The 25,735-nt window shown below is 62.3% G+C and carries 23 protein-coding genes; 15 read left to right on the forward strand and 8 right to left on the reverse strand.

What is annotated here, in order from left to right; all coding sequences use genetic code 11:
* Positions 1-105: 105 nt before the first annotated feature.
* The 9 genes from VN634_07195 (at position 106) to VN634_07235 (ending at position 8,743) form a co-directional block, all read left to right on the forward strand.
* A complete protein-coding gene (locus tag VN634_07195) occupies positions 106-1,164 on the forward strand; it encodes an ABC transporter substrate-binding protein (GenBank protein HXC50649.1) in 1,059 nt (352 codons plus the stop codon).
* A 4-nt stretch (positions 1,165-1,168) separates the two neighbouring features.
* Positions 1,169-1,771 carry an SCO family protein gene (locus VN634_07200; protein HXC50650.1) on the forward strand — a complete coding sequence of 201 codons (603 nt, stop codon included), beginning with the start codon at positions 1,169-1,171 and terminating at the stop codon, positions 1,769-1,771.
* A 201-nt stretch (positions 1,772-1,972) separates the two neighbouring features.
* Complete coding sequence (locus VN634_07205) at positions 1,973-2,314, forward strand: hypothetical protein (protein ID HXC50651.1); 342 nt, start codon at positions 1,973-1,975, stop codon at positions 2,312-2,314.
* On the forward strand, positions 2,311-3,078 hold the full coding sequence (locus VN634_07210) for an ABC transporter permease (protein ID HXC50652.1): 768 nt from the start codon (positions 2,311-2,313) through the stop codon (positions 3,076-3,078). The genes VN634_07205 and VN634_07210 overlap by 4 nt, the downstream gene beginning before the upstream one ends.
* Complete coding sequence (locus VN634_07215) at positions 3,062-3,814, forward strand: ABC transporter ATP-binding protein (protein ID HXC50653.1); 753 nt, start codon at positions 3,062-3,064, stop codon at positions 3,812-3,814. The genes VN634_07210 and VN634_07215 overlap by 17 nt, the downstream gene beginning before the upstream one ends.
* Positions 3,815-4,042: 228 nt before the next feature.
* Positions 4,043-5,893 carry a Z1 domain-containing protein gene (locus VN634_07220; GenBank protein HXC50654.1) on the forward strand — a complete coding sequence of 617 codons (1,851 nt, stop codon included), beginning with the start codon at positions 4,043-4,045 and terminating at the stop codon, positions 5,891-5,893.
* The gene (locus VN634_07225; protein ID HXC50655.1) at positions 5,890-6,342 is read left to right on the forward strand and encodes a hypothetical protein; all 453 of its coding nucleotides are present in this window, start codon (positions 5,890-5,892) and stop codon (positions 6,340-6,342) included. Before VN634_07220 ends, VN634_07225 begins: the two co-directional genes overlap by 4 nt.
* Positions 6,343-6,509: 167 nt before the next feature.
* On the forward strand, positions 6,510-7,598 hold the full coding sequence (locus tag VN634_07230; GenBank protein ID HXC50656.1) for a hypothetical protein: 1,089 nt from the start codon (positions 6,510-6,512) through the stop codon (positions 7,596-7,598).
* A 590-nt stretch (positions 7,599-8,188) separates the two neighbouring features.
* Positions 8,189-8,743 (forward strand): hypothetical protein, encoded by a 555-nt coding sequence (locus tag VN634_07235; GenBank protein ID HXC50657.1) that lies wholly within the window; start codon positions 8,189-8,191, stop codon positions 8,741-8,743.
* 269 nt (positions 8,744-9,012) lie between these two features.
* On the opposite strand, the gene VN634_07240 is transcribed toward VN634_07235, so the two are convergent.
* Entirely contained in the window at positions 9,013-10,563 is a 1,551-nt protein-coding gene (locus tag VN634_07240; GenBank protein HXC50658.1) for an NAD(P)/FAD-dependent oxidoreductase, read from the reverse strand.
* A 229-nt stretch (positions 10,564-10,792) separates the two neighbouring features.
* Between VN634_07240 and VN634_07245 the strand changes: the two genes are divergently transcribed.
* Positions 10,793-11,026 carry a hypothetical protein gene (locus VN634_07245; protein ID HXC50659.1) on the forward strand — a complete coding sequence of 78 codons (234 nt, stop codon included), beginning with the start codon at positions 10,793-10,795 and terminating at the stop codon, positions 11,024-11,026.
* 7 nt (positions 11,027-11,033) lie between these two features.
* Here VN634_07245 and VN634_07250 read toward each other — a convergent pair whose 3' ends face one another.
* Entirely contained in the window at positions 11,034-11,417 is a 384-nt protein-coding gene (locus VN634_07250; GenBank protein ID HXC50660.1) for a hypothetical protein, read from the reverse strand.
* A 152-nt stretch (positions 11,418-11,569) separates the two neighbouring features.
* On the opposite strand from VN634_07250, the gene VN634_07255 reads away from it, so the two are divergent.
* Positions 11,570-12,067: an NUDIX domain-containing protein gene (locus tag VN634_07255; GenBank protein ID HXC50661.1), complete on the forward strand. Its 498-nt coding sequence runs from the start codon at positions 11,570-11,572 to the stop codon at positions 12,065-12,067.
* Positions 12,068-12,109: 42 nt separating this feature from the next.
* On the opposite strand, the gene VN634_07260 is transcribed toward VN634_07255, so the two are convergent.
* Complete coding sequence (locus tag VN634_07260; protein ID HXC50662.1) at positions 12,110-13,486, reverse strand: radical SAM protein; 1,377 nt, start codon at positions 13,484-13,486, stop codon at positions 12,110-12,112.
* A 92-nt stretch (positions 13,487-13,578) separates the two neighbouring features.
* On the opposite strand from VN634_07260, the gene VN634_07265 reads away from it, so the two are divergent.
* Positions 13,579-14,331, forward strand: a complete 753-nt coding sequence (locus VN634_07265) for a lysophospholipid acyltransferase family protein (GenBank protein ID HXC50663.1) — start codon at positions 13,579-13,581, stop codon at positions 14,329-14,331.
* Here VN634_07265 and VN634_07270 read toward each other — a convergent pair.
* Positions 14,264-15,250 (reverse strand): lysophospholipid acyltransferase family protein, encoded by a 987-nt coding sequence (locus VN634_07270; GenBank protein HXC50664.1) that lies wholly within the window; start codon positions 15,248-15,250, stop codon positions 14,264-14,266. The two genes, VN634_07265 and VN634_07270, sit on opposite strands and share 68 nt — an antisense overlap.
* Here VN634_07270 and VN634_07275 point away from each other — a divergent pair.
* Positions 15,249-15,989: a glycosyltransferase family 2 protein gene (locus VN634_07275; protein HXC50665.1), complete on the forward strand. Its 741-nt coding sequence runs from the start codon at positions 15,249-15,251 to the stop codon at positions 15,987-15,989. The genes VN634_07270 and VN634_07275 overlap by 2 nt on opposite strands.
* Here VN634_07275 and VN634_07280 read toward each other — a convergent pair whose 3' ends face one another.
* Complete coding sequence (locus tag VN634_07280) at positions 15,990-17,198, reverse strand: DUF3261 domain-containing protein (GenBank protein ID HXC50666.1); 1,209 nt, start codon at positions 17,196-17,198, stop codon at positions 15,990-15,992.
* A gap of 136 nt (positions 17,199-17,334) precedes the next feature.
* On the opposite strand from VN634_07280, the gene VN634_07285 reads away from it, so the two are divergent.
* Together VN634_07285 and VN634_07290 are read left to right on the forward strand one after the other, a co-directional pair.
* A complete protein-coding gene (locus VN634_07285) occupies positions 17,335-19,698 on the forward strand; it encodes a hypothetical protein (GenBank protein ID HXC50667.1) in 2,364 nt (787 codons plus the stop codon).
* Between the two features lie 1,554 nt (positions 19,699-21,252).
* Positions 21,253-22,788, forward strand: coding sequence for a hypothetical protein (locus VN634_07290; GenBank protein HXC50668.1), 1,536 nt, complete (start codon positions 21,253-21,255; stop codon positions 22,786-22,788).
* A 31-nt stretch (positions 22,789-22,819) separates the two neighbouring features.
* Here VN634_07290 and VN634_07295 read toward each other — a convergent pair whose 3' ends face one another.
* The 3 genes from VN634_07295 to VN634_07305 are packed head-to-tail and all read right to left on the reverse strand — an operon-like array spanning position 22,820 to position 25,629.
* A complete protein-coding gene (locus VN634_07295; protein ID HXC50669.1) occupies positions 22,820-23,623 on the reverse strand; it encodes an outer membrane lipoprotein carrier protein LolA in 804 nt (267 codons plus the stop codon).
* Positions 23,616-24,026, reverse strand: a complete 411-nt coding sequence (locus VN634_07300) for a thioesterase family protein (GenBank protein ID HXC50670.1) — start codon at positions 24,024-24,026, stop codon at positions 23,616-23,618. The genes VN634_07295 and VN634_07300 overlap by 8 nt, the downstream gene beginning before the upstream one ends.
* A 22-nt stretch (positions 24,027-24,048) precedes the next feature.
* Positions 24,049-25,629 carry an aromatic amino acid ammonia-lyase gene (locus VN634_07305; protein ID HXC50671.1) on the reverse strand — a complete coding sequence of 527 codons (1,581 nt, stop codon included), beginning with the start codon at positions 25,627-25,629 and terminating at the stop codon, positions 24,049-24,051.
* Positions 25,630-25,735 lie beyond the last annotated feature (106 nt).

The following is a 25,735-nucleotide window of genomic DNA, read 5'->3' on the forward strand; positions in this document are numbered from 1 at the left end:
CGCGTTGCAGCGTCTTGTGCACCCGCTACGATACGGCGCTTTCCGATAACCCCTGCATGGCAACGAGCGCCAGCTTTTTCTCCGTGAGATCGTGAGCGACTACCTTTGAAAGACACCTTCGCCGACACCCTTGCGGCTCTGCCGCTCACGCGCCGACAGTTCCTGCTCGGATCGGTTGCCGCAGCGCTTCCGCTGTACGGCCTGTCCTGCTCCAGCAGCGAAAAGAGCGGCTCCGTTCTGCAGGTCGGCGGGCTGCCGGTCACCTGCAACCTGACGCTGCCGGTGGCGTGCTCGTCCCGGCTCAAATCGAACGCGGCCCTTGCGGCCGGCCAGCCGAAATTCGAATACGAGTACAGCAAGTACAGCGGCTGGCCGGAGATCAAGGAATCGCTGATGGCCGGCCGCATCCAGGCCGCGTACATGCTCGCGCCGCTCGTCATGGATCTGGCCGACAAGAAGATTCCGGTCAAGATCGTCTCGCTCGGTCATCGCTCGGGGGCAGTGATCATGGTGCGCACCGATTCGGGCTACGAGCACTTCCGTGAGCTTGCCGGCAAGCGCATCGCAATCCCGAGCCGCTTCGCCGTCGATTTCCTGTTCCTGCGCAAGATGCTCGCGCAGGAGAAGATGACGCCCGACGACATCGAGATCGTCGAGATGCCGCCGCCGGACATGCCCGCTGCACTCTACGCGAAAGCGGTCGATGCGTACTGCACCGGCGAACCGTTCGGCGCGGCCGCGCAAAAGGCCGGCTACGCGAAGCCGCTGCGCATGACGCGCGACGAATGGCGCAACTACATCTGCTGCGTGCTGACGGTGCGCGAAGAGCTGATCGCCACGAACCGGCCGCTGGTGCAGGACCTCGTCGATCACGTGCTCGGCGCGGGCCTCTGGCTCGATGCCGAGCAGGGCAATCGCGACAAGGCCGTCGCGGTCGCGGCCGGAACGAAGTTCTTCAACCAGGATCCGGAGATCCTCCGTTTCGTGATGGAGAATCCGACCGATCGCGTTACCTACGGCGACCTGCGGATGATTCGCGCGGAGTTCGAGGACCTCATGCAGCTGTCGATCGAGGCCGGCACGATCAAGCACCCGGTGCCGTACGAAAGCTACATGGACGAGAGCTTCGCGAAAGCCGCGAAGCCCGCAGCGATCGCGATCTGAGATCATGATCGGCCGCATCGCGACGGGCGTTTTCACTCGGCACGCAATTGCTGCCGTCCTCGTGGCCGGCGCGAGTCTGGTGTCAGCGGCCCGCGCATCTGCCGAGGAGCTTCGCGCCGGAGAGTTCAGCCCGCCGCGTCCTGCTCCGGATTTTGCACTGAAGGGCTCGGACGGAAGCGAGCTGACGCTGCGGCGTTTTCGCGGAAAGGTCGTGATCGTCGAGTTCGGCTTCACGTCGTGCCCGGCGATCTGCCCGACGACGCTCGCGACGCTGGCGCGCGCGCACAAGGACCTCGGCGAGAGCGCTGCGGACGTGCAGGTCGTCTACATCACCGTCGATGCCGAACGCGACACGGTCGAACGGCTGCACGATTACCTCGCGAAGTTCGATCCGACGTTTGTCGGCGGCACCGGCAGCGAGGACCAGCTGACTTCGTTGCGCAAGAGCTACGGAGTCGAAGCGGCGCGGGTGAAGGACGGAGGCGGCTACGTGCACTCGTCGTCGGTCTATCTGGTCGACCCGGACGGCAACCTGCGCGCGCTGATGCCGTACGGACAGACGCCCGACGACTACGTACACGACGCAAAGATCCTCCTCGGTCGATAGCGGGATGCTCGTTTGCTCGCACAAAATCGGGGTCAGACACTGATTTCGAGAAATCAGTGTCTGACCCCGATTTTACGGGTCATTCGCGGCCATCCGCTTCTGTCGGCGCTTGCGTTCGCGGCGCTCGCCGCTACGACATGGGCCGCGCTCGCTCCGATCCATGTCGATTCAGCATCCGGCGCATCCAGAGATGAGATCTTCGTGATTCCGAAAGGAACCTGGGCCCGGCGTATGGCAGGCGAGAAGAACGAAATCCTCCCGGATCACATCCGGCTCGTGCTCGGAGCGCGCGATGTCCTCGTGCTGAAGAATTCGGACGACGTGCCGCAGATCTTCGGACCGACCCTGATGATGCCGGGCCAGAGCCTGCGCCTGCCGTTCCGCACTGCATCGACGAACCAGTTCACGTGCACCGCGCACGCGAGCGGCCAGATGACGGTCGAGGTCGAGCCGTTTCCCGACAATCCGTGGAGGCGGCTTCGCTGGCGCGTGCTCGAGCTGGTGCGTCGCCTGTCCAAAGCGCCCGGGGAATCGCCGGCGTGAACGATTTGCTCCGAAGGTCGCTGCCGTCGATCGCCGTGATGGCGATGATCGTCGCGCTGTGGTGGATCGTCGTGCGCACCACCGAAAGCGCGATCTTTCCGACCCCGTGGCAGGTCGTCACCGGCACCGTAGAGCTCATTCGCAACGGCACGCTGTGGGACCACATCGGCGCGTCGCTGATGCGCGTCGGCGCCGGCTTCCTGCTCGCGGTCGCCATCGGGATCCCTCTCGGCCTGTGGATGGGATGGGTGCGCGGCGCGTTCGATACGCTGAACCCGATCTTCCAGATCCTGCGGCCGATCTCGCCGATCGCGTGGATTCCGATCGCGATCCTGTGGTTCGGCGTCGGCAACGCATCGCCGATCTACCTGATCTTCATCTCGTCGGTGTTTCCGATGATCGTGCAGACCACCGCCGGCGTGCACACGATCGAGAAGCGTTACCTGTGGGCAGCCGAAAACTTCGGCGTCTCGCGCTACACGCTGTTCACGCGCGTCGTGATCCCGGCCGTGCTGCCGCAGATCATCGTCGGCATGCGCATCGGGCTCGGCGTCGCGTGGCTGGTCGTCGTTGCGGCCGAGATGATCGCGCTGCGCTCGGGTCTCGGCTTCCTGATCATCGACTCGCGCAACGCCGGCAACCGCTACGATCTGGTGATCGCGGCGATGATCATCATCGGCCTGATCGGCCTTCTGCTCGATGGAATGATGCGGCTTCTCGAAGGCCTCAGCGTGGTGCGGTGGAGATATGCGCACCAGGATTGAAGTACGCGGCATCCGCAAGTCGTTCCCGTCCGGCCGGGAAACGCTTGCCGTGGTCGACGACGCGTCGCTGTCGGTCGGCGACGGCGAATTCGTCGCGATCGTCGGCCCCTCCGGCTGCGGCAAGTCGACGCTGATGAACATCATCGCCGGCTTCGTGCGGCCCGACGAAGGCTCGATCCTGATCGATGGCGAGGAGCGCACCAAGCCCGACAAGCAGGGAATCCTCATCTCGCAGCACGGCTCGGTGTTCCCGTGGCTCACCGTTCAGGAAAACCTGATGTTCGGCCTCAACGGCCAGTCGCCGCAGGAAAAGACCAGGCTCGCGGATCACTATGCGGCAATCGTCGGACTCAAAGGCTTCGAGAAAAGCTATCCGCACGAGCTGTCGGGCGGCATGCTGAAGCGCGTCGAACTTGCACGCGCGCTCGTCGTCAAGCCCGAGATCCTGTTCATGGACGAGCCGTTCTCGGCGCTCGATGCGCTGATGAACCTGCGCATGCGCGGCGAGCTGCTGCGCATCCTCGCCGAAGAGCGGCACACGGTCGTGCTGATCACGCACGACGTCGAGGAGGCGATCCATCTTGCCGACCGCATCTTCGTGCTGTCGCCGCGGCCGGCGAAGATCCAGGCCGTCTACGATGTGAAGATTGCGCATCCGCGCAAGCTCACGAGTCCGGAGGTTCAGGAGCTTCGCGTGGCGATCCTTCGCGAGCTCGGGGTGGACCGGTCGGACTAGCGATGCAGCCATTCACGCGTCGACTATACGAAGACGGTACACTCCGAGAGGACCGAGTGACTGCTATCACCTCATAGCGTTTTTTCTCGGTCAAACCGAGGGATTTGGAGACTGGTCACCATCCTCTGCATAGCAGAATAAGCCACACGCTGGCCATAGGTTCGCCGCCGTCGTATCGCGTGCGTAAAGTGGCCGCGCTAACCATATACGATTGGAGGGGCTAGAATCGTGAGTTTTGATATCGCGCGTTTCCGAAACTGTGTTCAACAGTCGCGCCAGTACGAGCGTCAACTGAAGCGTCTTACTGATAGCGGAAAGGATGTGAGCTGCATTGAAGTTGCCGCACGAAAAGCCATCGAAAATCTAAGACAGAAGCGCGGAAATTCGTTTGTCATTTATGGCGAACCCCAGAGCGGTAAGACCGAGATGATGATATGCCTTACCGGTTTGCTGATCGACGAGGGGTTCGGCTTTATCCTTCATCTCCTGAACGACAGCGTCGATCTACTCGACCAGAATTTGGGGCGCTTCAAGGAGTCGGGACTCGCACCAGCACCGCGTAACTATTCTGAGATCCTCGACCCTGCCGTGCAGATCGAGAGTTCACAGTACGTCGTCTTCTGTAAGAAGAATGCGAATGATCTACGGAAACTTTCAGAAAAGCTCGATAAATTAGGATCGGTCGTCGTAATCGACGACGAGGCTGACTACGCGTCGCCAAATTCGAAAATCAATCAAGGCGCGCAAACGAAAATCAATGAGTTAATTTCCGCCATATTAGGAACGTCGGGCATCTATATCGGTGTTACCGCCACTCCAGCACGCCTAGATCTTAACAATACTTTCAGCAACGACAGCGAGATCTGGGTGCATTTCCCCGCACACCCGGACTACACGGGCCAAGACGTATTTTTCCCATTGGAAGATGAGCCGCGCTATCGACGGACGTTGCTGCCGGATTCAGGCGCAGACCCTAAATACGCAAGAAACGCCCTGTTCAGCTTCCTAGTAAATGTTGCGTTCCTGAATAAGTACGCGAACGCGCACGAAAAGAACTACTCCATCCTTGTACATACAAGTGGAAAGAAGGTGGACCACAAAACCGATTGGGGAACTATGCATGAAGCGTTGAATGCGCTTCTAGACCATGACTGCGAAAAATTCGCGCCGTATACTAAAAATATTTGGGAACTTGCCGCGGAACGATATCCGGATGCCGACCCTGACCGGATCACACACTACATTTTGGACAATGTTTCCAGGCACTCACTCATCGTTCTGAATAGCGAGCGCGACTGGACCCGAAACGCTTCCGCAGCGATAAACCCGACCAGCCTGTTCACCATCATCATCGGGGGGAATATCGTCTCGCGCGGTGTAACCCTCAACAATCTTCTCTCAATGTTCTTCACGCGCGACGTAAAGCACAAGATTCAACAAGATACTTACATTCAAAGAGCCCGAATGTTTGGGAGCAGGGGTGGGTATCTCCGATATTTCGAACTCACCATGCCGATCGCACTTTACTGGGACTGGCACCGTTGCTTTGTGTTCCACCGACTAGCGCTTGAAGCGATCCGAGCAGGTCAAGGTTCGCTCGTCTGGCTCAGCGACAACCGCATAGCTGCAGCAGCTTCGTCAAGCATTGATCGATCCACCGTTGATCTGAACCGCGGCGAAATGTCCTTTCCGCTATTCGCTCTCTCTAAGAACCTTCGCCACGAACTCGACGAGATTGCCGAAGATGACACCATTTCCGGCAGCGGAAAACTCGCGCAATTTGTGAATCTGATCGGCGATGCTGCCTTTCCAGAGTACGTACGTCGATTTATTGTCCGAATGGACTCGAGTGGAGACGACTCGATTGCGGTCCACCGATGTTCGTCGATAGCTGGGTACCCCGACACAGAAAAAAGCAAAATACGGCGCAAGAAAGGGTTCTTCGGGAAATCACAGATGCAACCCGACAAATTTCCACGAGCGGTACATCACGTTCGAGTGTTCTTTAATGAAGCCGAACAAGCTCGAGTCTTCTATAAATTTGCCGGCTCTATTCAGTTCATCAAGAATAACGCATGATCCCTGACTATAAATTATACCAAGGAGCAGTTCTTGCTGATCTAGTTGATCTAGCGGAGCGCGGTATTTCTATCTCAGAGCTACTCGAAGAAGGGCGGCTGCACTCATATCTTATCGATCAGAAAGTTGGCTTACATGTAAAACATTCAGGCGCCCGGTTGTCACCTTGGCAATTTACGTTTTCACCCGAAAATCGTTCGTCTTTGGAGAAGCTATCAAAAACAGTCGAGCACGTTTTTGTCGTACTCGTGTGCTGGCTCGATGGGATTGTTGCCCTTAGCTCGACGGAATGGTCGGTACTTCTAGGTGCTGACCATGCGCGCCAAGGATGGATCCGCGCGGAACGGCGCAAACGCGGATTATATACAATAACTGGGTCTGCAGGTTCATTGTCATACAAGAAAGAGCAGGGCGTGTGTTCAGTAGTCTCCACACTGGGTGCACCGTAGTGCCATCTTCGTCCAGAGGGGTTTCGTCGAAGGTATCGTCTGATACCGCTACGATTAAAGAGATTTTGGGGCGTGGCCCTGCGCATCCATTTCCGGCGCGTATGGCGCCCGGGATAGCACTCGACGTGCTAGGAAGCGCTCGCACACGATTGCGAATTTTGGACCCGATGATGGGATCTGGAACCGTCTTGGCGGTGGCTCGAGCTCGTGGCCACCGCGCAATTGGCTATGACATCGATCCGTTGTCGGTCTTGATAGCATCCGTTTGGACGCGTTCTATTGATGAAGCAGCAGTCTCGAAGAAGGCAAAAGATGTGCTTTCTCGTGCTCAGGTAATTTTCGGCTCGTCAGATGACGACTATCCTAAAAATAGCGACGACGAGACTCGTCGCTTCATGCGCTACTGGTTCGACAAAAAATGCCGCCGACAACTCACAGCTTTGTCGCAAGCAATAGACCGCGTTCGTGATACCGCCATAAGAGATGTCCTCTGGTGTGGCTTTTCACGCCTAATTATTACCAAGCAGGCAGGCGCTTCTCGTGCATTGGATTTATCGCACAGTCGGCCGCACCGGGTATTCGCAAGTGCGCCACAAGATCCGTTCGAAAATTTTCTCAGACTTGTCGCGGTAGTGGCGAAAAATTGCCCGGCTCGTGGAGCAACGGGACTTGGGCCATCCACGATCACACGCCGCGGCGACGCCCGCAAACTATCGTTAAAGGATTCTTCGATCGATCTTGTCTTAACGTCCCCACCGTACCTTAACGCTATCGACTATCTGCGGACCAGCAAATTTTCGCTTGTATGGATGGGATATACGATCTCCGAGCTTCGCTCGATCCGTGCCAACAGTGTGGGCTCGGAACGCTCTACGAGAGAGGCTCGTGAAACCCTCTGGATCGACAAGCTGGTGAAAGACCTTCTGGGTAGATCAACGCTCGCCCACAGGGAACGCTCACTCTTCGCTCAATACGCTTTGGATATGAGCCGCGCGCTCGCCGAGACATCGCGTGTTCTGATCAATAGAGGTCGAGCGGTGTATGTTGTAGGCGATTCGAATATTCGCGGCACGTTCGTGAAGAACTCGAACCTGCTGGAAGCACTTGCCGAGATTCACGGCTTCTCACTGTATTCACGCTCTGAACGAGCGCTGCCGCCAAACCGAAGGTACCTTCCGCCCCCGGCACGTGCTGACTCAGGATCAATTAATTCCAGGATGCGTCGGGAGATTATCCTGACGTTCAAAAAGCGATGAGCCATATCGACCTGAAAGACTCTCGGCCAATGGACCAAGCTCGCAAGACCGAGTTGATTTCAGCACGAGATGCTTGCCGCAATTAAAGGGGTCGGACGAAGTATGGCCTAGTGCTTGAACCGCCGCGGGCGCGTCCTCGACGTGCAGGAAGTTCGTAAACCTGGTCGCTCACGTCTCGCTGGATGAGCTGCTCCATGCGACGAATGCTGCATCGCACGAGTAATTCGCCCAAGGCTTTCAGCCCAAGACCGCGATCCCGCGGAAATCGGTGCGGTGGGTGAGCAGATACGCATGATCAGACACTTGCCTGCTCGTCATGGCGCCGTTTCGAACGTAGCTATCAAGGCATAGTCAATTCGAGTCCCTGATTGCGAAGCAGGAACTGGGCCATTGTGGAGGTAGGGCTTTTGACACGACGGAATAGGGACAACCGCCACATGCTATCGTGGATTGAGCCAAAGGATGGCATCAGCCTCGTCGCGCTCCTCATATCATTCTCGTCTGCCTACATTTCTTGGGAGGCTTATCTCGCGTCTCGAGCGCCGGCACATTTGGAGGCCCGCTTTGGGCAGAGTGTGTCGCTTGGGTATATGGAGTTCGAAGATGCTACCATTATCGGAACCATCGCAATGACGAATACGGGAGGACGGTCCGGAGTAATCGAACGCATCCTCGTGGTTGTTCAACCGAACCTTCCCGCTACGTCGTCTGGTTCGGAAGAGAGGGGCGATCGTTACGCTCTTCTCCCACGCGAGGAGATAGCAATTGACACGACGCTGAATGAATGGAGTACCATCGGGCCGCCCCTTCCAGTAACCATCAGCGGCAATACCACTCTCGTGCACCACTATCGTTTTCGCGACAAAGCGCACGGCGCATTGCGCTGGGTCGAGCAACGATATCGTTTAACCCTACTCGCGAAAATACCGGGCGAGAAAATGTACAAGCTTCTTGACGAAGCAGTCATTGATATCGGTGATGTAGTCCAGTTAAGTCCTGTGCACGACGCATACCGAGTGATCCCCGTGCGGGTGCTACCGCTTGATCCTGACGGCCTAGTGACTGAATCCGGTAAAATTTCGGAGGGGCACGTACTGGAAGCGCTGTTCACGCGCGGCGCTCGAGAAGCATCAGCAGCTCACTGAAGGGTACCGCCGAAAGACCGCGAAAAGAGGTTAGAGCGGCCGAGATCGATGCGTCGGTTGTAACGATCGCCAACCCGGCGTCCGGCGCGTGCACGAAGCATAGAGTTGGATCGTGTCAGGACTAGTCGGTCGACCCGGCCGCATCGCAGTCCTCAGCGCACAGCCGGAGAACTCATCGAAGTTTCATTCCAACGCCGCCGGGGTGATTGGCGTGCTGATCTTCCCTGACGTGGCCGGACCAACAAGCCATTGCGACTTCACACTCTCTGTCAGCGCAGCCCCAGATCCGCCAGCACTCGTTGCGCCGAATTGTGCCCGGCCGCGCCAATTACCGAGCCGGCCGGGTGCGTCCCTGCGCTGCAGGAATACACGCCGGCAATCGGCGTCGCGTACGGAAGCCGGTCGGCAAACCCGAAGCCGTTGTCGACGTGATGGATGTGGCCGCCGGTGATTCCGAAGTGGCTCTCGATCTTCTTCGGGTGCAGCACGAACGTATCGACGACGAGGTCGGACGTGCCCGGCGCGAAGCGGTCGCACAAAGACAGCAGGTGGCGCGTGTAGCGCTCCTCCTCGATCTCCCACGTGGAATCGCTCAGCTCGTACGGGACCGACTGCACGAACAGCGCCGAGTTGTGGTTGCCGTCGGCGTCGCGAAGCGACGGATCGACGGTGGTGTGGATGTACCATTCGATGGCTGGGAATGATGCGAGCCTTCCCGCCTGAACTTCCGAGAATCCGTGCGCGAGCGTCGCGAGCACGCCGTCCTCGTCCGGAAGAAGATGGATCGTCGGTCCGTACTGCCCGCGATCTTCGGCGAGGCAGCGAAAGCGCGGAAGGCCGCGCAGCGCGAGATTGACCTTCAGCGTCGAGCCGGGCTTGCGCAGCCCGTCGACCATCGTGTTGTAGTCCGGAGTGAGACTGCTGCGCCCGATCATCTGCTGCATCCGGAACGGATCTGCGTTGACGACAACGACACGAGCGCGGATGTCGTCCGCGCTTTCGGTCAGCACGCCCTCGGCGATTCCATGCGAGTGGAGGATGCGCTCGACTTTCGTGCCGCACTCGATGGTCGCGCCGGCGCGGCGGGCGGCGTCGGCCAGGCGCTGCGTGACGGTCCCCATCCCGCCTTCGACGATCATCCACGTGCCGTCCGCGCCGGGAAGGCGGCACAGGTTGTGAACGAGGAAATTCATTCCGCTTCCGGGCGAATCCCAGCTTCCATTGAGACCGGAGAGCCCGTCGGTCACCGCGTACATCGCCTTGACGAGGTCGCTGCGAAAGCCGAAGCGGTCGAGATACGCGCCGACCGAGCCGCGGCACAGATCGACGAATGTTTCGCGCAGCGCCGGACGAACATAGCGGTCGGCCGTCGCTTCGATCGAAAGCGGCTCGGCGAGCCACGTCGGAGCGACGTCTTCGCGCAGGCTTGCGATCTCTGTTTCGAGCGCCTCGTTCGCGCGCCAGTCGGCCTGCGAGAAGAACGACAGGAATTGCTCGCGCATCGCCGCGCGATCGGAGCCGAAAAGCAGGTACCGGTTCGTCGTCGTCGGAAGAAAGTAGTGCGGGTCGCGCCGCCTGAGCGGCAGCTCGATTCCCAGAGTGGCGATCAGCTCGGGCGGCATCAGGCCGAGAAGATACGCGCCGGTCGACGTGCGAAGCTCGGGCGCCCTGGCAAACGGGCGCTCGGTTTTGCATGCGCCCCCGACCTCGCTCTTCTCCTCGACGACGAGCACGGAAAGGCCGCGGCGCGCGAGCAGGCTCGCGGCCACCAGGCCGTTGTGGCCGGCGCCGCACACGATGACATCGAACGTGCGACTCATGGCGGGCTTACCTTGCTCAGAAAAACCCCACGCATTGCAATCGAGTCATCACCCCACATTGCGACGACTTCGATGCCGCCGCACGGAGCACAAACCTGACCCGTCGGCGTCGACCCATAACAGAAAAACGCGCACCGAGGCGAGCGCCTCGCCGATACGGGTTGCCAAATCCACTGACGCTCCCAACTTGGACGGCGAGCATACAGCTCGACCCTGCGGAGGTGACGCCATGCCGACATGCGAGAACTGTGGAAACGACTACGCGAAAACGTTCGAGATCCACTGGGGCAGCGAGGTTCACACATTCGATTCGTTCGAATGCGCGATTCACTCGCTGGCGCCGGCCTGCGATCACTGCGGCACGCCGATCGTCGGTCACGGCGTCGAAGCCGGGAGCCACCTGTACTGCTGCGCGCATTGCGCGCGCGGCGACGGCGAGCAGAAGCTTCGCGATCACGCGTAAACGTGCGCTAACCGTGGCCGGCTGAGCCGGAAGGTCCGGCGGCTTCGCGCAGCCATTTCATCGCTTCGATCATGTCGTTGTAGAAGACCCGGTAGTCGCCTTCGCCGAATGCGAGGCGCGCGAGGTAGGCGAGTTTGCTGTTCGGCACGACGATCGCGCGCCGCAGGTGGATGTCGCCGAGACTCTCGTCGAGCTCACGCTGCACCCACGGAACGTCCACCGCGGGAGGTTCCATCTCGAGCGTATCGTAAAGGACCTTGCCGCGGCCGGAGTCGCGGACGAGCGACAGCACGCGCTGCTGGCAATCGGCGAGCAGCTCGGCCGTCGGCTCGCCACTGAGCCGCGCGACGACGAGCTCGCCGACAAGGTCGATCTGTAGTTGGCCCTGCATGTGCCCCCCTCGCGCCGTTACAGTTGTAGGCCCTGCTGCAGCATGCGAGCAAGCACACGAGAATTTTTTCACGCCGCATGCGCAACGCCGGCACGACCGATGCCTGGCGATGCCTGTTGATATTCCATGCGCGCGGGATCAGACCGGATGCGATGAAGAAACGCTCGAGCGCCGGCTGCCTCCTGTTTCGCCGCACGAATACGTCACTCGAAGTTCTGCTCGCCCATATGGGCGGACCGTACTGGGCGCGCAAAGACGACGGCAGCTGGTCGATCCCGAAAGGCGAATACGACGACGACAGCGAGGACCCGTTCGAAGTAGCGCTCCGCGAATTTGAGGAAGAGCTCGGCTCACCGGTTCCTGCCGAGCACTATCTGGAGCTCGGATCCGCGCGCCAGCCGAGCGGCAAGATCGTGACGATCTGGGCAGCCGAAGGCGACTTCGATCCGGCAACGGCCGTCAGCAATACGTTTACGATGGAATGGCCGAAAGGTTCCGGGAACGAGCGCACGTTCCCGGAGATCGACCGCGTCGCGTGGTTCGACGTCGCGGCCGCGCGCACCAAGCTGCTGAGAGGCCAGGTCGTCTTTCTCGACCGGCTCGTCGAAAAGCTGGAGAGCTCGCCGGAGTGTTCGCCAGCAGCAGTCTGAACACCACGCGTTGGCTCGACGACCGAACAATCTGATCCGCTCCTACGAAATCGTCCCCCACGCATCCGGATGCGACTGCAGGTACCGGTTCACCTTGAGATTGGCGACGAGGTACGCCGCGGTCTCGAGCGAGCGGCGACCTTTCGGCGGCACCAGGCGCCGCAGGATCGACGGCACCGAATAGAACTCGCGGTAGACGCTCTGGAAGCCTTCCAGCATTTCCTCCGACGTCATGTGCGTCGGGCGCACGATCGCGCTGCCGTAGTCGTAGCGTCCCCAGTCCGACTCGAGGATGCGGCCTTCGGCAAGCATGTCGTCGTAGTACTTCGTTCCCGGATATGGGCACGGCGTGAAAAGCTTGAGGAACGAGATGCGGTTGCGCACGAGGAAATCGAGCGAGCGGCCGAACGTCGCCGTGGTGTCGCCGTCGAGGCCGATCATCAGTAGCGCGATCACCTGGATGCCCGCGCGGCGGATCTTGGCGAGGTCGCCGACGAAACGCGACGGCTTGTTAAAGCTCTTCGAGACGCTCGCGAGGCTCGACTCGTCGAGGCTCTCGAGGCCGATCGACAGGCTCACGCAGCCGCTGCGCGCGGCAAGGTCGAGCAGCTCGTCGTCGCGCGCGATGTTGATCGTCGACTGGCTCGCCCATTTCATCTTGAGCGGGATCATCGCGCGGAAAAGCTCCTTGGCTTTTTCGGGATGCGCGACGGGATTGTCGTCGAGAAACAGCAGGCGGTCGGCGCCGAGCGACTTGATGCGCTTGATTTCGTCGATCACCTGCTCGACCGGCCGCGTGCGGAAGCTGCGCTTGTAGAACGTCTGCACGGCGCAGTATTCGCACGGGTGCGGACAGCCCCGCGAGAACGTGATCGGCCAGTGAAAGTACATCCGATAGAGCCAGCTGGAACGGAACGCGTCCCATTTGAGTAGCGGCAGCTCGCGGTGGTCGATGACCGGCATCTTCGCGAGATCGAACCAGCCTTCGGACTTGTAGACGCCGCGGCTGCGGCCCGCCGCGAGATCCTCGAGCAACGACGCCCAGACCAGCTCGGCTTCGCCCGCGACGATCGCGTCGGCATGGCGCAGAGATTCCTCCGGTGCGAGCGTGACCCACGTGCCGCCGAGCACGACCTTGGAGCCGAGCTCGCGGAAGCGGTCGGCGAGATCGTACGCACGCTTGATCTGCGGGCCCATCGCCGTGATGCCGACGACGTCGAATCGCACATCCGGCTGCGCAGTCCCGTTCGGCAGTCCGGGCACATCGGCAAACAGCTCGTCGACCATCGTCACGTCCCACCCGGGCGGCGTGATGGCCTTCAGGTACGGAAGCGTCGTGCCGCTGGTCCAGTAGCGTGTCGTCTTGAGGAGCGCGCCGCTGCGGTCGTAATGCGTCGGAGAAATGAGAAGAAGTCGCATCGCGCGCGCAGTATCCGGGCCGATCCGGCGCGAGTCAATTGCGCGGACGCTCGTGATTTGACTCGACGGACGTCCGCTCGCATGGAGACACGATGTCGAGCGCCGCTCCGCCGGCCGCACTGGATGCGGCGTCGCAATCGCAGGTCGCAGTCTCTCGGCTGCGCGTTTTCACCAACCGGCTCATCTTCCGCACGATGCTGTTTACGATGGGGTCAGCAGCCGTGCTGCTTCATCTGGTCGGCCGCAACGAACAGCGCACGTGGCGATTTGCGAAAGCCCGGGCCCGCACGCTTGCGCGCGTGCTCGGAGTCACGGTCCACGTGCGCGGTCTGGAGCATCTGGACGGCAAGCCGTGCGTGTTCGTCTCGAACCACCGCAGCCACTTCGATATCGCAGCCATTCTCGGGTTCGTCCCGGGCATCAACCGTTTCACGGCCAAGAAGGAGCTTTTCCGCGAGCCGGTTCTCGGGCTGGTGATGCGTACGATGGGAATGATTCCGGTCGACCGCGAGCATCCGGAAAAGGCCATCGAACGTCTGCGCCGGCTGCAGCACGACGGGCACTCGCTGGTGTTCTTTCCCGAAGGCACGCGCAGCCGCGACGGCATGCTCGCGCCGTTCAAGAAGGGCGCATTCGTCACGGCGATCGAGCTCGGGCTGCCGGTGGTGCCGATCGCGTGCCGCGGCAGCGAGCGGATCATGCCGGCAGGCGGCTATCTTGCGATTCTTCCCGGCGAGATGGAGCTCGAGATCCTCGAGCCGATCGCGACGGCCGATCTCAGCTACGAACAGCGGGGCGAGCTCGCGAATCGGGTTCGGGCGCGGATTGCGGAAGCCCTCGGGTAGGCGCGGCGGCATCGGGCGACGCCCAGAAATCGGCAAACTGGAACCACTGGCACGGATGCTCGCGCACGATCGCCTCGAAGTCCTCGGCGACGCGCGCGGCCAGCCCTTCGATGCCCACGCGGCGCGAGCGGCCCGCGACTTCGTGCACGCGCCCGAAGCGGATCTCGTAGTGGCGCACGCCGACACGCGGCGCGAAACACGGAAGGATCGGCGCGCCCGCAACCCGCGCCAGGTGGAACGGGCCGGCCGAGAAGTGCGCGTCCGCCCCGAAGAACGGCAGCCGGATCGTTCGCGCCGATGCATTCGTTCGATCGAGCTGCATGGCGACGATATGGTTCGCGCGCAGCGCGCGCACCAGATGCACCGAAGAGAAGATCGAATTGTCCGAGTACACGACGCGGATGTCGTGCGCCTCGCGCATGCGTTTCACGTATTCGTGCGTGCTCGCGTTGGCTTCGTGGGCCATCACGACGGTGACCGTGCGGCCGTACTTGAGCAGCCGCGCCGCAGCCACGTCCCAGTTGCCGAGATGACCGGTCACGACCACGACGCCGCGGCCGAGCTCGAGCGCGTCGGCCAGCAGATCCGGCTCCGGCACGTCGACGGTGACCGGATGCGGGCGCGGCCCGAAGTATTCCATGGTCTCGGTCATGCAGTTGGCGAATTCGACGAACATCCGCAGCGCCGCGGGCATCGTCACGCTCGCCTCGCGCGTGCCGAGGATGCGGCTCATATTGGCCATCGCACCGCGGCGATTGGCAGGAATGAGTCCGAAGATGATCAGCGCAATGACCGGCGGCGAGTAGCGCTTCCACCACTCCGGTCCGTAGACCGACCCGAGCATCGCAAATTTGCGCCACCACAGGCCGTCCACCCGGAGCTCTTCCGGAAGCGCCTCCGGGGACTTCACGACCGACATGACCGTCGCTGACTACCACGCCGCCGGAGGCGGTCCAACTTCGCCGACACCGTCATCGATGCGGATTGCCGTGATCATACCGTGCCTGGATTGCGCGGCCACGGTTACGAGCGTCGTCGAGAGTGTTCGCGAGCATGTTGCCGACGTTCTCGTCGTCGACGACGGTTCGAGCGACGAGACTTCGGCGCTCGCCGCAGCCGCGGGCGCCGAAGTGCACCGCCATCCGGTGCGTCGCGGCAAAGGCTGCGCGCTGCAGTCGGGCCTTGCCTGGGCGCGCGGACGCGGCTTTACGCACATCTTCACGGTCGACGGCGACGGGCAGCACCTTGCGAGCGAGATGCCGATCCTGCTCGACGCCGCCGCCGGCAATCCGAACGCGATCGTGCTCGGCGAGCGCAGCCGCGACGGGCACGACATCTCGTCGGTCAAGCTGTTCGGGAACCGCTTCGCGAATCGCTGGGTCGAGATCGCCAGCGGGCGGCTGTTCGATGACACGCAGTCGGGGTTTCGCATCTATCCGGTCGCCGCAACGATCGCGCTCGGCGGCCACGCACGCCACTACGGCTACGAAACCGAAGCGCTGATCCGCGCGCTGCGCAGCGGCGTGCCGGTCGAGTGCCGCACCGTGCGCGCGTATTACCCACCGGCAGCCGAGCGCATCAGCTACTACCGTCCGTGGATCGACACGATCCGGATCATCTTCATCGTGGTCGGGCTGATTCTGGGCCTTCGGCGCTAGTTACGGCGTCGCGCCCGCTGGCTGCGATGAAGCCGGTGCCGGCGAAGCCGCAGCGGGCGGCGGCGTTTCCGTTGGCTGCGCTTCGCCCGGCGTCGAAGTCTTCTTTTTTTGCCACCATGCTCCGAGCGACTTTGTCGTGCGCGGGATGATCTTCGTCGGTGCGGCCTGCGGCGTCGTCGTCGAATCCGCCGCGGGTGCTGCGGGCGGCGCGGGCGTGACGGCAGCTGCAGGCGCCGGCGTTGCTTGAGCCGGCGGCGCGGGCGGCACGCCTGCTGGCACTCTTTGAGCTGCCGCCGGTGCAGGAATCGGCGGCAGTGCCGGTGGCAGCGGCTTCGCCGCAGGCGCGTTGGTGACTCGAGGAGTCGACGGCGCTGCGGGCAGCGGCGCAGTCGCAGGCGCAGGCGCAACGCTCGCCGCCGGAGCTGCCGGCGACGGCGCAGCGGTCTTTGCCGGCGCGACTTCCGCAAGAGCCGTAGCCGCCGCGACCGGCGCGGTCTCGAGCACGTAGCGCGCGAGATACTTGCACGTGTTCTGGCGCACCATGATCGCGTCGCCCTGATAGGTGACCTCAACGTCGGGTTTCTGGCCGGCAGCGTTGGTCTTCTTCGCAATGCTGCGGTCGAGCGGACGGCCGTCCTTGCAGTTGTCGCTGACCTGCCAGTCGCCGACCGGTGTCGCGAAGACCCCGTCCTGGCTCGGCGAGCACGCGCTTGGAATCGACATCGCGAGCACGTCGGACATCACGTTCTTCGGCGGCACGCGCTGCGCGGCGCTCATCAGCGTCTGCACGTCGACGTTGTCGCCGCGGCGCACGAGCGTGAACGACTTGGTGCCGAGAGGCGTGAAGCCGATCATCACGAACGATTCGGGCGCGCTCTCGGTGACGAAAGCGAAGTCGCTGTCGACGTGGCGGGCGACGACGCGCACGTGCAGCTGCTTGCGCGACGTTCCGAACAGCGTGGTCAGCGGAACGTCGAAGCCCTCGCAGTCCCGCACCTTGGTCTGCATCAGCTCGCCGACGAGCGTGCAGCCGCACGCACCGACGGACAGCGCGATCAGCGCGGCGGCCAGCGGCCATCGCTGCGGGCCGCGGAGACCGGCGGACGTCCGGCATCGCCAATGATCGAAAATCCGAACGGGCCGAACGGGGTTGATGCGCACGGCGCCAAGATGATGAGGACCGCCATGCGCAGCAAGTTGAGCGCGCATTCGCACTGCGCTGCCAGCGCTCGATTGCACGCACGTGCCGCCACCGACAAGTTCCGCCCGGCGTGGCCGACCTCTCGTTTCGCAGCAATTGCTTTCCAGCCTGGACGCGGGCCGGCATCGGCGTGAAGGATCCGGCGTGACGCGCCGCAGCCGCCTGATCGCGTGGGGAGCTGCGTTCGCGCTTCTCGCCGCGTACTCGCTCCAGCGAATCGAATTCACGACCGACATCACCAATTTCCTGCCCGACGGGCGCGGCGCGGAACCGGCCAGGATCTCGCGTGAGCTCGCACGCAGCGATCTTGCGCGCACGATGGTCCTCACCGTCGGCGCCGCCGATCCGGATCGAGCGGTCGCCGCGATTCGCGCCCTGGCGGCCATGCTGCGCACGCAGCCCGAAGTCGCCTGGGTGCGCGAAGGCGCCGACGAAGAGCTGCTGACCAGGATCTACGACCTCTATTTTCCGCGGCGGCTGTACTTCCTCTCCGAGGATCCGGAGAGCGAGCTGGCGGCACGCCTTTCCGACCGCGGGCTCGAAGAGCAGGCGCGCAAGGTGCGCGAGTCGCTGACGCTTCCGGTCGCATCGCTTCTCAAGCGCGTGCTGCCTGCGGATCCGCTCGGCGGCTTTGCCGCGATCACCGAACGGCTCCGGTCGGAAGAGCCCCCGCTCGCCACGCGCGACGGCGTCTTTACGACGCCGGACGGAAAGTACGCGGTGCTGTTTCTCGCCACGCGCAGCTCCGCGTTCGACTCGTTCGCGCAAAGGCCGCTGCTCGATGCGATCCGCCGGACGTTCGACGAGCAGCGAGCGCTCCTCGGGCCCGACCTCGTGCTCGAACAGAGCGGCGCCAACCGCTTTTCGATCGACGCGGAGAACAAGATCCGCGGCGACGCATCGCTGATCTCGACGCTCTCCGGCATCGGCGTCGCCGCGCTGTCGCTGCTGTTCTTCCGTTCGCTGATCTCGCTCGCGATCGTGACGATACCGGGCGTCGCGGGCCTGCTCTTCGCGCTCGCGGCCGGCCTGTTCTTCTTCGGCCGTCTCGACGGCATGACGATCGCGTTCGGCGCTTCGCTGATCGGCGTGACCATCGATTATCCGACGCACGTGCTGATCCTGTGGAGCCTGTCGAAGTCCGGCGAGACGCCGTGGCAGGTCACGCGCCGGCTTGCCGGATCCCTTTCGATGGCCGCGCTGACGACGATGGCAAGTTTTGCCGGGCTTGCCTGGACGTCGTTCCGCGGCTTCCGCGAGCTCGGCTGGTTCGCGGTGCTCGGCGTCGCCGGTGCGCTCGTGGCATCGCTGCTGCTGCTGCCGGATCTCTTGCCGCGCCGGCGCAGGATCCAGCCGGTTTCCGAAGGGCTCGCGAACGTCCTCGGTCCGTGGCTGGTCCGCCTTCGCGAGCGGCGCATGGTGCTCGCGCTGGCGCCAATCGCGATCGTGATCGTCGCGGCATTCGCGCTGCCGAAGCTCGCATGGAACGACGATCTCTCGCGCATCTCGTCGCCCGATCCGGTGCTCAAGGCAGAGGACGACCGCGTGCGCGAGCGCGTGTCGAACTTCGACCCGGGCCGCTTCGTGATTGCTGCCGGCAACGACGCTGCGGCGATGCTCGAGCGCAACGAACAGGTCCATGCGCGGCTCGAGAAGCTGGTTCGCGAAGGAAAGCTCGGGGGCATGCGCTCGCTGCACGCGCTGCTGTGGCCCGAGTCGCTGCAGCGGCGCAATCTCGAGGTGCTGCGCGCAAGTCCCGATCTTCCGCGCCGGCTAGACGCCGCGTTCGTGCACGAAGGGTTCCGGCCGCAGTCGTTCGCGCCGTTCGCCGAGATGCTCGCGAATCCGCCGCCGCCGCTCGACCTCGCCACGCTTCGCGCGTCGGCGCTCGGACCGCTGGTGAGCTCGCTCGTGCTCGACCTCGGCGACCGCGTCGCGGCCATCACGTATCTGCGCGGCGTGCGCGACGCCGACGCGGTGCGTGCCGCGCTCGGCGATCTTCCCGACGTGACGTTCTTCGAGCAGCGCACGTTCCTCAACGACATCTTCGCGCACTTCCGAAACCAGACGCTGCGCCTCGTCGTCGTCGGCACCGTGCTCGTCTACGTGCTGCTGCTCGTGCGCTACCGCCACTGGCGGAGCGCCACCGCGGCGTTCCTTCCCGCGCTGCTCGTGCCGGTCGTGCTGCTGTCGGGCTTCGCGCTGGCCGGCGTCGAGACCAACCTGCTGCACGCGGTCAGCCTGCTGATGGTGATGGGCATGGGAGTCGACTACGGCATCTTCATCGTCGACACCGCGCGCGACGACGAGGCCGAGGTCGGCGCGACGCTGGTGTCGTGCCTTTTGTGCTGCCTGACGACGATCCTGTCGTTCGGCACGCTCGCGATCTCGAGCCAGCCGCCGCTGCGCGCGATCGGCATCACGACCGGTGCCGGCGTTGCGCTGTCGCTGCTGTTCGCTCCGATCTCGCTGCTTCTGCTGAGCGTCAAATCGCGGTCGCAGCGGTAGCCACTCGGTCTAAATCGACACTCAACTTCCCTTGAGGTAAAGTGTTGTGAAAACATGGCTGCTCTCCTGCGTTGCTGAAGACTCCGTACTGGACGAGTCGGCCGAGGGGCCGACGAGATGGGCCAGTGGGTCAAGAAAGAATACAGCAACAAACGGATCAACGATGCCGCGGCACAACTTGCGCCTTGGTGGCTTCGTCCAGACCGCTCCGCTGCAGACGCAATGGCAGAGGCATACGACGTCGTCGATAACTGGCGGGCTTCACACTCCTTTCCCCTCAACCACTTCCAAGATTCACTGAGGAAACGGTCACGAAAGGTCGATTCGAATGTCATCGTAGCGCGGCGGCTTAAACGCATGCCGTCCGTGTTAGCAAAGCTCGCTAGGTCTCCCTACCCGGTGACAACTATGCAGGATCTAGGCGGCTGTCGCGCGATATTAGGCTCTATGCGTGAGGTTAACGCTGTCCTCGACACATTTATTGGTGAGCCGTCCCTATTTCCGCTGGAAGGGACTCCGCGTCATTACAATTACATACAGAAACCAAAAGCAGACGGTTATCGAGGTATTCACATCGTTGGCCGCTACAAAGCCAAGTCGCAGCAAACAAGCTTTTGGAGTGGGTATAGGATTGAGATTCAACTCAGGACCGTCCTGCAGCACGCGTGTTCGACAGCCGTTGAAACAGTCGCGACATTTACTGGGTTTCCACTCAAATTCGGCAAAGGACCGGATGACTGGAAGCGGTTTTTTGTGCTCGCCTCTTCTGCCTTCGCGATTCTCGAGCGCAGCCCCCTCTGCCCGGGAGCCCCTGAAGACTCCGAAGAAGATACAGCCTCGACCGCTCCCCTCCCCTTCGTCGTCGGGTCTTTCCCCGCTCGGAGCGCCGCCGAAGCGCCGGACGTTTACGGTGCCTGGCTCCCTTAAAAGCTGAGTCATCATGACTCCCACAGTACATGTTCGTGAAGGATCAGATCGTCGCAAACCTTCTGACCCGGAGACTACGGCGGCTTGATGACCGGCGGGCGGCCTGCCCCGGAGTCGGATCGTCGTATGGCAATGCGGCCCCCAGGTGCCTTGCCGACGCCCACAACTGGCCCGGCCAAGGGGCTTCGGGTTTCTCTTAAGTTGGCCACAGCAGTATGGATCTCAGTAGGTGGTTTTTATCGCACAGGGGACGTATTCCAGCTATGAATCCTGTACATTACTTGCCAGCAGTGGCCTTGGCATATATAGAGGCGCGTTGACTCTCGCCGACTCGGGCGCATAGGGAAACCGCAATGACCTCCAAGACTGTAATCTACTCAAGTCCGCGTCTAGCTGAAGCGGTTGGGAAGAAGAGCGCCACTGCGCAGCAGGGATCATTCGAGGTGCAGATTCGTCGGGTCAGGGATGTGCCAAGATACCTGCGGCGACTCCGGGAAATGAAGGACAGCGCGAAGCATAGCGTTCTGCTCTTCCGTTAGCCCCTCACCCTCCGCGTCTCCTCCTCTCATGCCGCAGCCATCGTCCGCTCCGCGGCTATCCCCTTCCCTCACTTGCCGCGTCCATTCGATGGCGCGTCCTTTTTCAAATTTCGACTACGTCGAATCCCACTATCAGCGGGAACCCGCCATTCGTCGCATATTCTCGCAAGCACGAATGCATCATGCCCAATCCTTCGCGGTCGAGGACATCGAAGCAGACGGACTGGTCGCTGACGAAAACGCGGAAATCCATTCGTTCCTGGCGTCCTACCAAATGACAGGCCTGCAGCGTCTCTCGTTCTGGACCGCTCCCAATGACGCTGTAGAGAATGGAAATATCAACAGCGAAAATCTTGTCGGATACGCCGTCGTCAAAAAAGACAGAGTTCCGTCACGACAGAGTCTTGCAAATGGATCATGGCATGTTTTCGAGTCGGTAATTCGGAAATACCCGGATCGACACAATTACATACCAGCCAATCCCAAATTCCCCGTAGTTTTCGGAACCAGACAGTTCCAGCTGCAAGGGGCTCTCTATTGCCAACAAAACGGTTTGAACAAATCTTGTGCTCAGGTCGCGATTCGAAGTTTACTAGCCACGATCTCACCTGAACTCGATATTTCGTATTCGCAGTTGAACGCGATCGCTCGCAACTATCCGCCGCTGACGCCAAGCGAAGGGCTCAGCGTTCAACAGATTAGTGGAATATTTGATAAGCTAGGAATGAAATATACGGCAATCGAATACGGTGAAGACGAATCGAGTAGCGGTGGTAGTGACAGTCCAACTGATCGCGCGGCCTTCCCTTACCAGAAGTTTCTTTACGCGGGAGTCGAGGCTGGCGCCGGAGCGTTGCTTGGATTTCGGCGCGATGCGGCAGAGCCCGCCGAACGTTCTCATATCATCCCATTCTTCGGCCATACATTTAACAGCGATACTTGGGTTGTGAATGCAGATTCTGGCTACTTCTCAATCGGCGAGGCAATACGATACATCCCCAGCGATGCTTGGGTGAACAGTTTCATCGGTCATGACGATAACTACGGATCTAATTTCTGCGTTCCGCGTTTGTACGTAAAACCACAAAACGTAGGGTACGTGCTCGCACTGCATAAGGCAGGATTTGGAACTAGTGGTATTGAGGCCGAAGCAATAGGGAGTGAGTACGTTTATGCGCTACTGGGCGTAGAGACGATTAAGGATTCAACAAATCCTTGGCTCAGAAGGCTAGTCGCTTTTGCGGACCAACAGCGCGTCGTAATACGTGCAGTACCACTTACTCGAGATGAATATGTGTCACATCTGAATGCTGCTCAGGACTGGGAATGGAATCGAGAGCACTCCTCTACGCGTGAAGTAATGAGAGCCCATCTACCGGAGCGACTTTGGATGATAGAGGTTTCTCTACCGGAACTCTTCCCAGCAAATCATCGAAAACTGGGAAGCATACTATTGAATGGGGACGGAGAGTTCGGGGAAGATCTTGACCTCTCCGAGTTCGTCTTTGCCCAATTTCCTTCGATAATCGTCTTCGCTCGTGGCTTGAGCGCAGGTGGCACTCCGGAATTCACTTTCTCCGAGAGCAACCTCAAATCACATATCCCGGTTTATCCGGGCGAGTAATCGTTCCGACAGCTAGGCATCACAACACCGCTCATTCCGAATCGCCCTGACGGTCCGCGGGCGCCGCAGGCCGCGGCTGCGCGAACAGCTCGGCGAGCTCCTGCTCGCTGAATCGGTGCTCGACGTCGGTTTTCCCGAACCGCGTCACGGTGCGGTCGCCGTCCGGCTCGACGGCTTCCATGCGGTCGACGTGCGCGCCGTGGCCGGTCATGTCGAAGTACGAGATCATGCGCTCGAGCGGCATCGAGCGCGGCGACAGGTGCAGGTGCCACTCGCTTCCGCCGGCCTGCGCATCGCCCGCATCGTGCGGCGTTTCGCTGTATTCGGCGCGGTAGAGCTCCTTCAGACGCGCCTCGTCGCCGTTGAACAGCACGACGAAGCTGTCGACGATCTGGCGCGCGATCGGGCTCGACGACAGATCCAGCGCCTTGCTGCCGGTCGCTTCCTCCATGCGCACCTTGTCGCCGTCGACGACGAGTCGCGACCGCGACGGGCTCACGACGACGCGCACGAAACGATGCGGCGGAATGAAGTAAATCGTCCCCGAAGATTCGAGCGGCGCCGACAGCAGCGCAAGCTCCTTCGTTTCGGTGAACTCGGCGACGACGCCGGGCGACGCGCGCATCGCCGACAGCATCGACGACAGATCGTGGACGGCCGCGGGCTCGGTCGCCGCGGCCGGCTCGGCCAGAGCGAGCGCAGCTGGTTCAATGCCGGCAAGGAATGCCGAGCCGCTGAAACCGAGTGCCGCGATCACGCCGCGAGCCGCCGCCGATAGCGCCGCCATTCGCGAAACCCAGGCCAGCCGTCGAAGCTCGAGCTGTTGCTCAGCCACCGATGCGCTCGACAATGCCGGGCGGCGTCTCCAGCAGCAGCCGTCCTTCGAGATCGGTGGTCGCAAGGATCGTGTGGCCGCGCGCCGCGCGCCGCCCCGTCGCGATGTTGGTGACATCGTAGAGGATCCGGATGCGATGGCGGAGGTCGCCGAACCACGCGGAGACGCGCACGTTGTCGCCGTAGCGAAGCGCGGACGTGTAGCGGCAGTGGCTCTCGACGATCACGAACCGGTAGCGCGGCCCGATGATGTCTCCGGAGTCGAGGCCGACGCTGCGCAGCAGTCGCGTGCGCGCGATCTCGAGGTACTTGTAATAGTGTCCGTGCCAGACGATGCCGAGCCCGTCGATGTCGTGAAACGGAACCTCGAGCTCGATCGACGTCTCGCGCAGCTTGTCGGTCATTCCGGTGTCTTTGCCGGTGTGTTCACGCAGGTCCGGGCTCGGGCAGCTCGAGATCGATCGGCAGACCGTCGCTGCGCAGCAGCTCGAGCACGGCCGCAATGTCGCCGTCCTGCCGGCGATCCTGCTCGAGTGGCGGCACGCGGCGCCGAACCGCGTCGTGCAGCGTCGCTACGGCTTCAGGGACCGAGCCGCCGCTTCGCATGCGGAGGTCGACGGCCTGGCACGCGGCCAGCAGCGTAATCGTTGCGACCGTTTCGGCGAGCTCGACCACGCGACGGGCTTCGCGCGATGCGAGCGTACCCATGCTGACCTTGTCCTGGTTGTGCGACTCGGTGCTGCGGCTGAAGACCGCAGCGGGAAGACTCGTCTTGGCCGCTTCGGCCGCGAGCGCCGACGCCGTGATCTGCATGGCCTTGAACCCGTGATGCGACACGCGCGGCGATGCGACCAGATTGGCCGGAAGACCGCCGCTGGTCTCCGGCAGGCACAGCAGCACGAGCTGGCGGTCGAGGAGGTCGGCCGCCGAAGCCATCGCGCCCTTGAGCGCATCGAGCGCGAAGACGACGTGCCCGCCGTAGAAATTTCCGCCGTGCAGCACGCGGCCGGATTCGGGATCGATGACCGGATTGTCGTTGACGCCGGCGATCTCGATGTCGAGCACTCGCCTCGCGAGCGCGCATGCATCGACGAGCACGCCGAGCACGTGCGGAGCGCAGCGCACCGAATAGCGGTCCTGCAGGCGAAGCGGCTCCGGGCTGGGGCCGCCGGCGAGGAACGCGCGGATCCAGCTTCCGACTTCGACCGTACCGGCATGCGGCTTGAGGCCGAGAACCGCGTCGTCGAAGTGCTCGGCGTTGCCGAGCGTGGCCGCGCTCGTCATCGCGGTGATCGCCGCCGCGAGCTTCGCGAGCCGCTCGGCGCGCACCAGCACGAGGCTCGCGATGCCGGCCATCACGCTGGTGCCGTTCATCAGCGCGAGGCTTTCCTTGGGAGCCAGCACGAGCGGTGCAATTCCGGCCGCGGCGAGCGCATCGCGCGCGGGCACCGTCTGACCGCTGACGACGGCTTCGCCTTCGCCCGCCAGCAGCCCGGCGACATACGCGAGCGGAGTCAGGTCACCGCTCGCGCCGACCGAGCCTTCTTCGGGAATTCGCGGCAGCACGCCGCGCGCGACCAGAAGCGCCAGATGCTCGAGCACCACCGGGCGGACCGCCGAGTAGCCGCGGGCAAGCGACGCGAGACGCACCGCAATGACCGCCGAGGCTTCGGTGGGGTCGAGGATTCGTCCGGTTCCGCAGCCGTGAAAGCGGAACAGGTTGCGGGCGAGATCGGCCTGCAGGTGCTCGGGGACATCGTTTTCGACCGATGCGCCGACGCCGGTGGAAACCCCGTAGACGGGTTCCCCGGCCGACAGGCATCGCTCGAGCACGGTGCGCCCGGCTTCGAGGCGGGCAAGGAATGCGGGGTCGGCGCTGATCGCCGGCTCGGCCAGACCGAACGCGATCGAGACGACCTCGTCGACGCCGACCAGGTCCGACCCGAAGACGACGCGTGCTGCAGCCGGCACACCCGCCGCGGCTGCCTCGCTGGTACGGGCCGTCATCGTGCGACGTATAGGGCGGATACCGGCCCGAATCGAGCCGTCCGGGCCCGTCCGGGATGCGGCGCCACGAACGGCCGACGGCGGGCCGCAACTGATCGATTCGCGC

The sequence above is a fragment of the Candidatus Limnocylindrales bacterium genome, assembly GCA_035571835.1.
Lineage (GTDB): Bacteria > Desulfobacterota > Binatia > UBA1149 > CAITLU01 > DATNBU01.

Excerpts from the sequence above, each read along its gene's own strand:
- VN634_07200 (HXC50650.1), top strand. The coding sequence starts at position 1,169 with ATGATCGGCCGCATCGCGACGGGCGTTTTCACTCGGCACGCAATTGCT.
- VN634_07215 (HXC50653.1), top strand. The coding sequence starts at position 3,062 with ATGCGCACCAGGATTGAAGTACGCGGCATCCGCAAGTCGTTCCCGTCC.
- VN634_07225 (HXC50655.1), top strand. The coding sequence starts at position 5,890 with ATGATCCCTGACTATAAATTATACCAAGGAGCAGTTCTTGCTGATCTA.
- VN634_07230 (HXC50656.1), top strand. The coding sequence starts at position 6,510 with ATGATGGGATCTGGAACCGTCTTGGCGGTGGCTCGAGCTCGTGGCCAC.
- VN634_07235 (HXC50657.1), top strand. The coding sequence starts at position 8,189 with ATGGAGTTCGAAGATGCTACCATTATCGGAACCATCGCAATGACGAAT.
- VN634_07240 (HXC50658.1), bottom strand. The coding sequence starts at position 10,563 with ATGAGTCGCACGTTCGATGTCATCGTGTGCGGCGCCGGCCACAACGGC.
- VN634_07245 (HXC50659.1), top strand. The coding sequence starts at position 10,793 with ATGCCGACATGCGAGAACTGTGGAAACGACTACGCGAAAACGTTCGAG.
- VN634_07250 (HXC50660.1), bottom strand. The coding sequence starts at position 11,417 with ATGCAGGGCCAACTACAGATCGACCTTGTCGGCGAGCTCGTCGTCGCG.
- VN634_07255 (HXC50661.1), top strand. The coding sequence starts at position 11,570 with ATGAAGAAACGCTCGAGCGCCGGCTGCCTCCTGTTTCGCCGCACGAAT.
- VN634_07260 (HXC50662.1), bottom strand. The coding sequence starts at position 13,486 with ATGCGACTTCTTCTCATTTCTCCGACGCATTACGACCGCAGCGGCGCG.
- VN634_07265 (HXC50663.1), top strand. The coding sequence starts at position 13,579 with ATGTCGAGCGCCGCTCCGCCGGCCGCACTGGATGCGGCGTCGCAATCG.
- VN634_07275 (HXC50665.1), top strand. The coding sequence starts at position 15,249 with ATGACCGTCGCTGACTACCACGCCGCCGGAGGCGGTCCAACTTCGCCG.
- VN634_07270 (HXC50664.1), bottom strand. The coding sequence starts at position 15,250 with ATGTCGGTCGTGAAGTCCCCGGAGGCGCTTCCGGAAGAGCTCCGGGTG.
- VN634_07280 (HXC50666.1), bottom strand. The coding sequence starts at position 17,198 with ATGCGCGCTCAACTTGCTGCGCATGGCGGTCCTCATCATCTTGGCGCC.
- VN634_07290 (HXC50668.1), top strand. The coding sequence starts at position 21,253 with ATGGCGCGTCCTTTTTCAAATTTCGACTACGTCGAATCCCACTATCAG.
- VN634_07300 (HXC50670.1), bottom strand. The coding sequence starts at position 24,026 with ATGACCGACAAGCTGCGCGAGACGTCGATCGAGCTCGAGGTTCCGTTT.
- VN634_07305 (HXC50671.1), bottom strand. The coding sequence starts at position 25,629 with ATGACGGCCCGTACCAGCGAGGCAGCCGCGGCGGGTGTGCCGGCTGCA.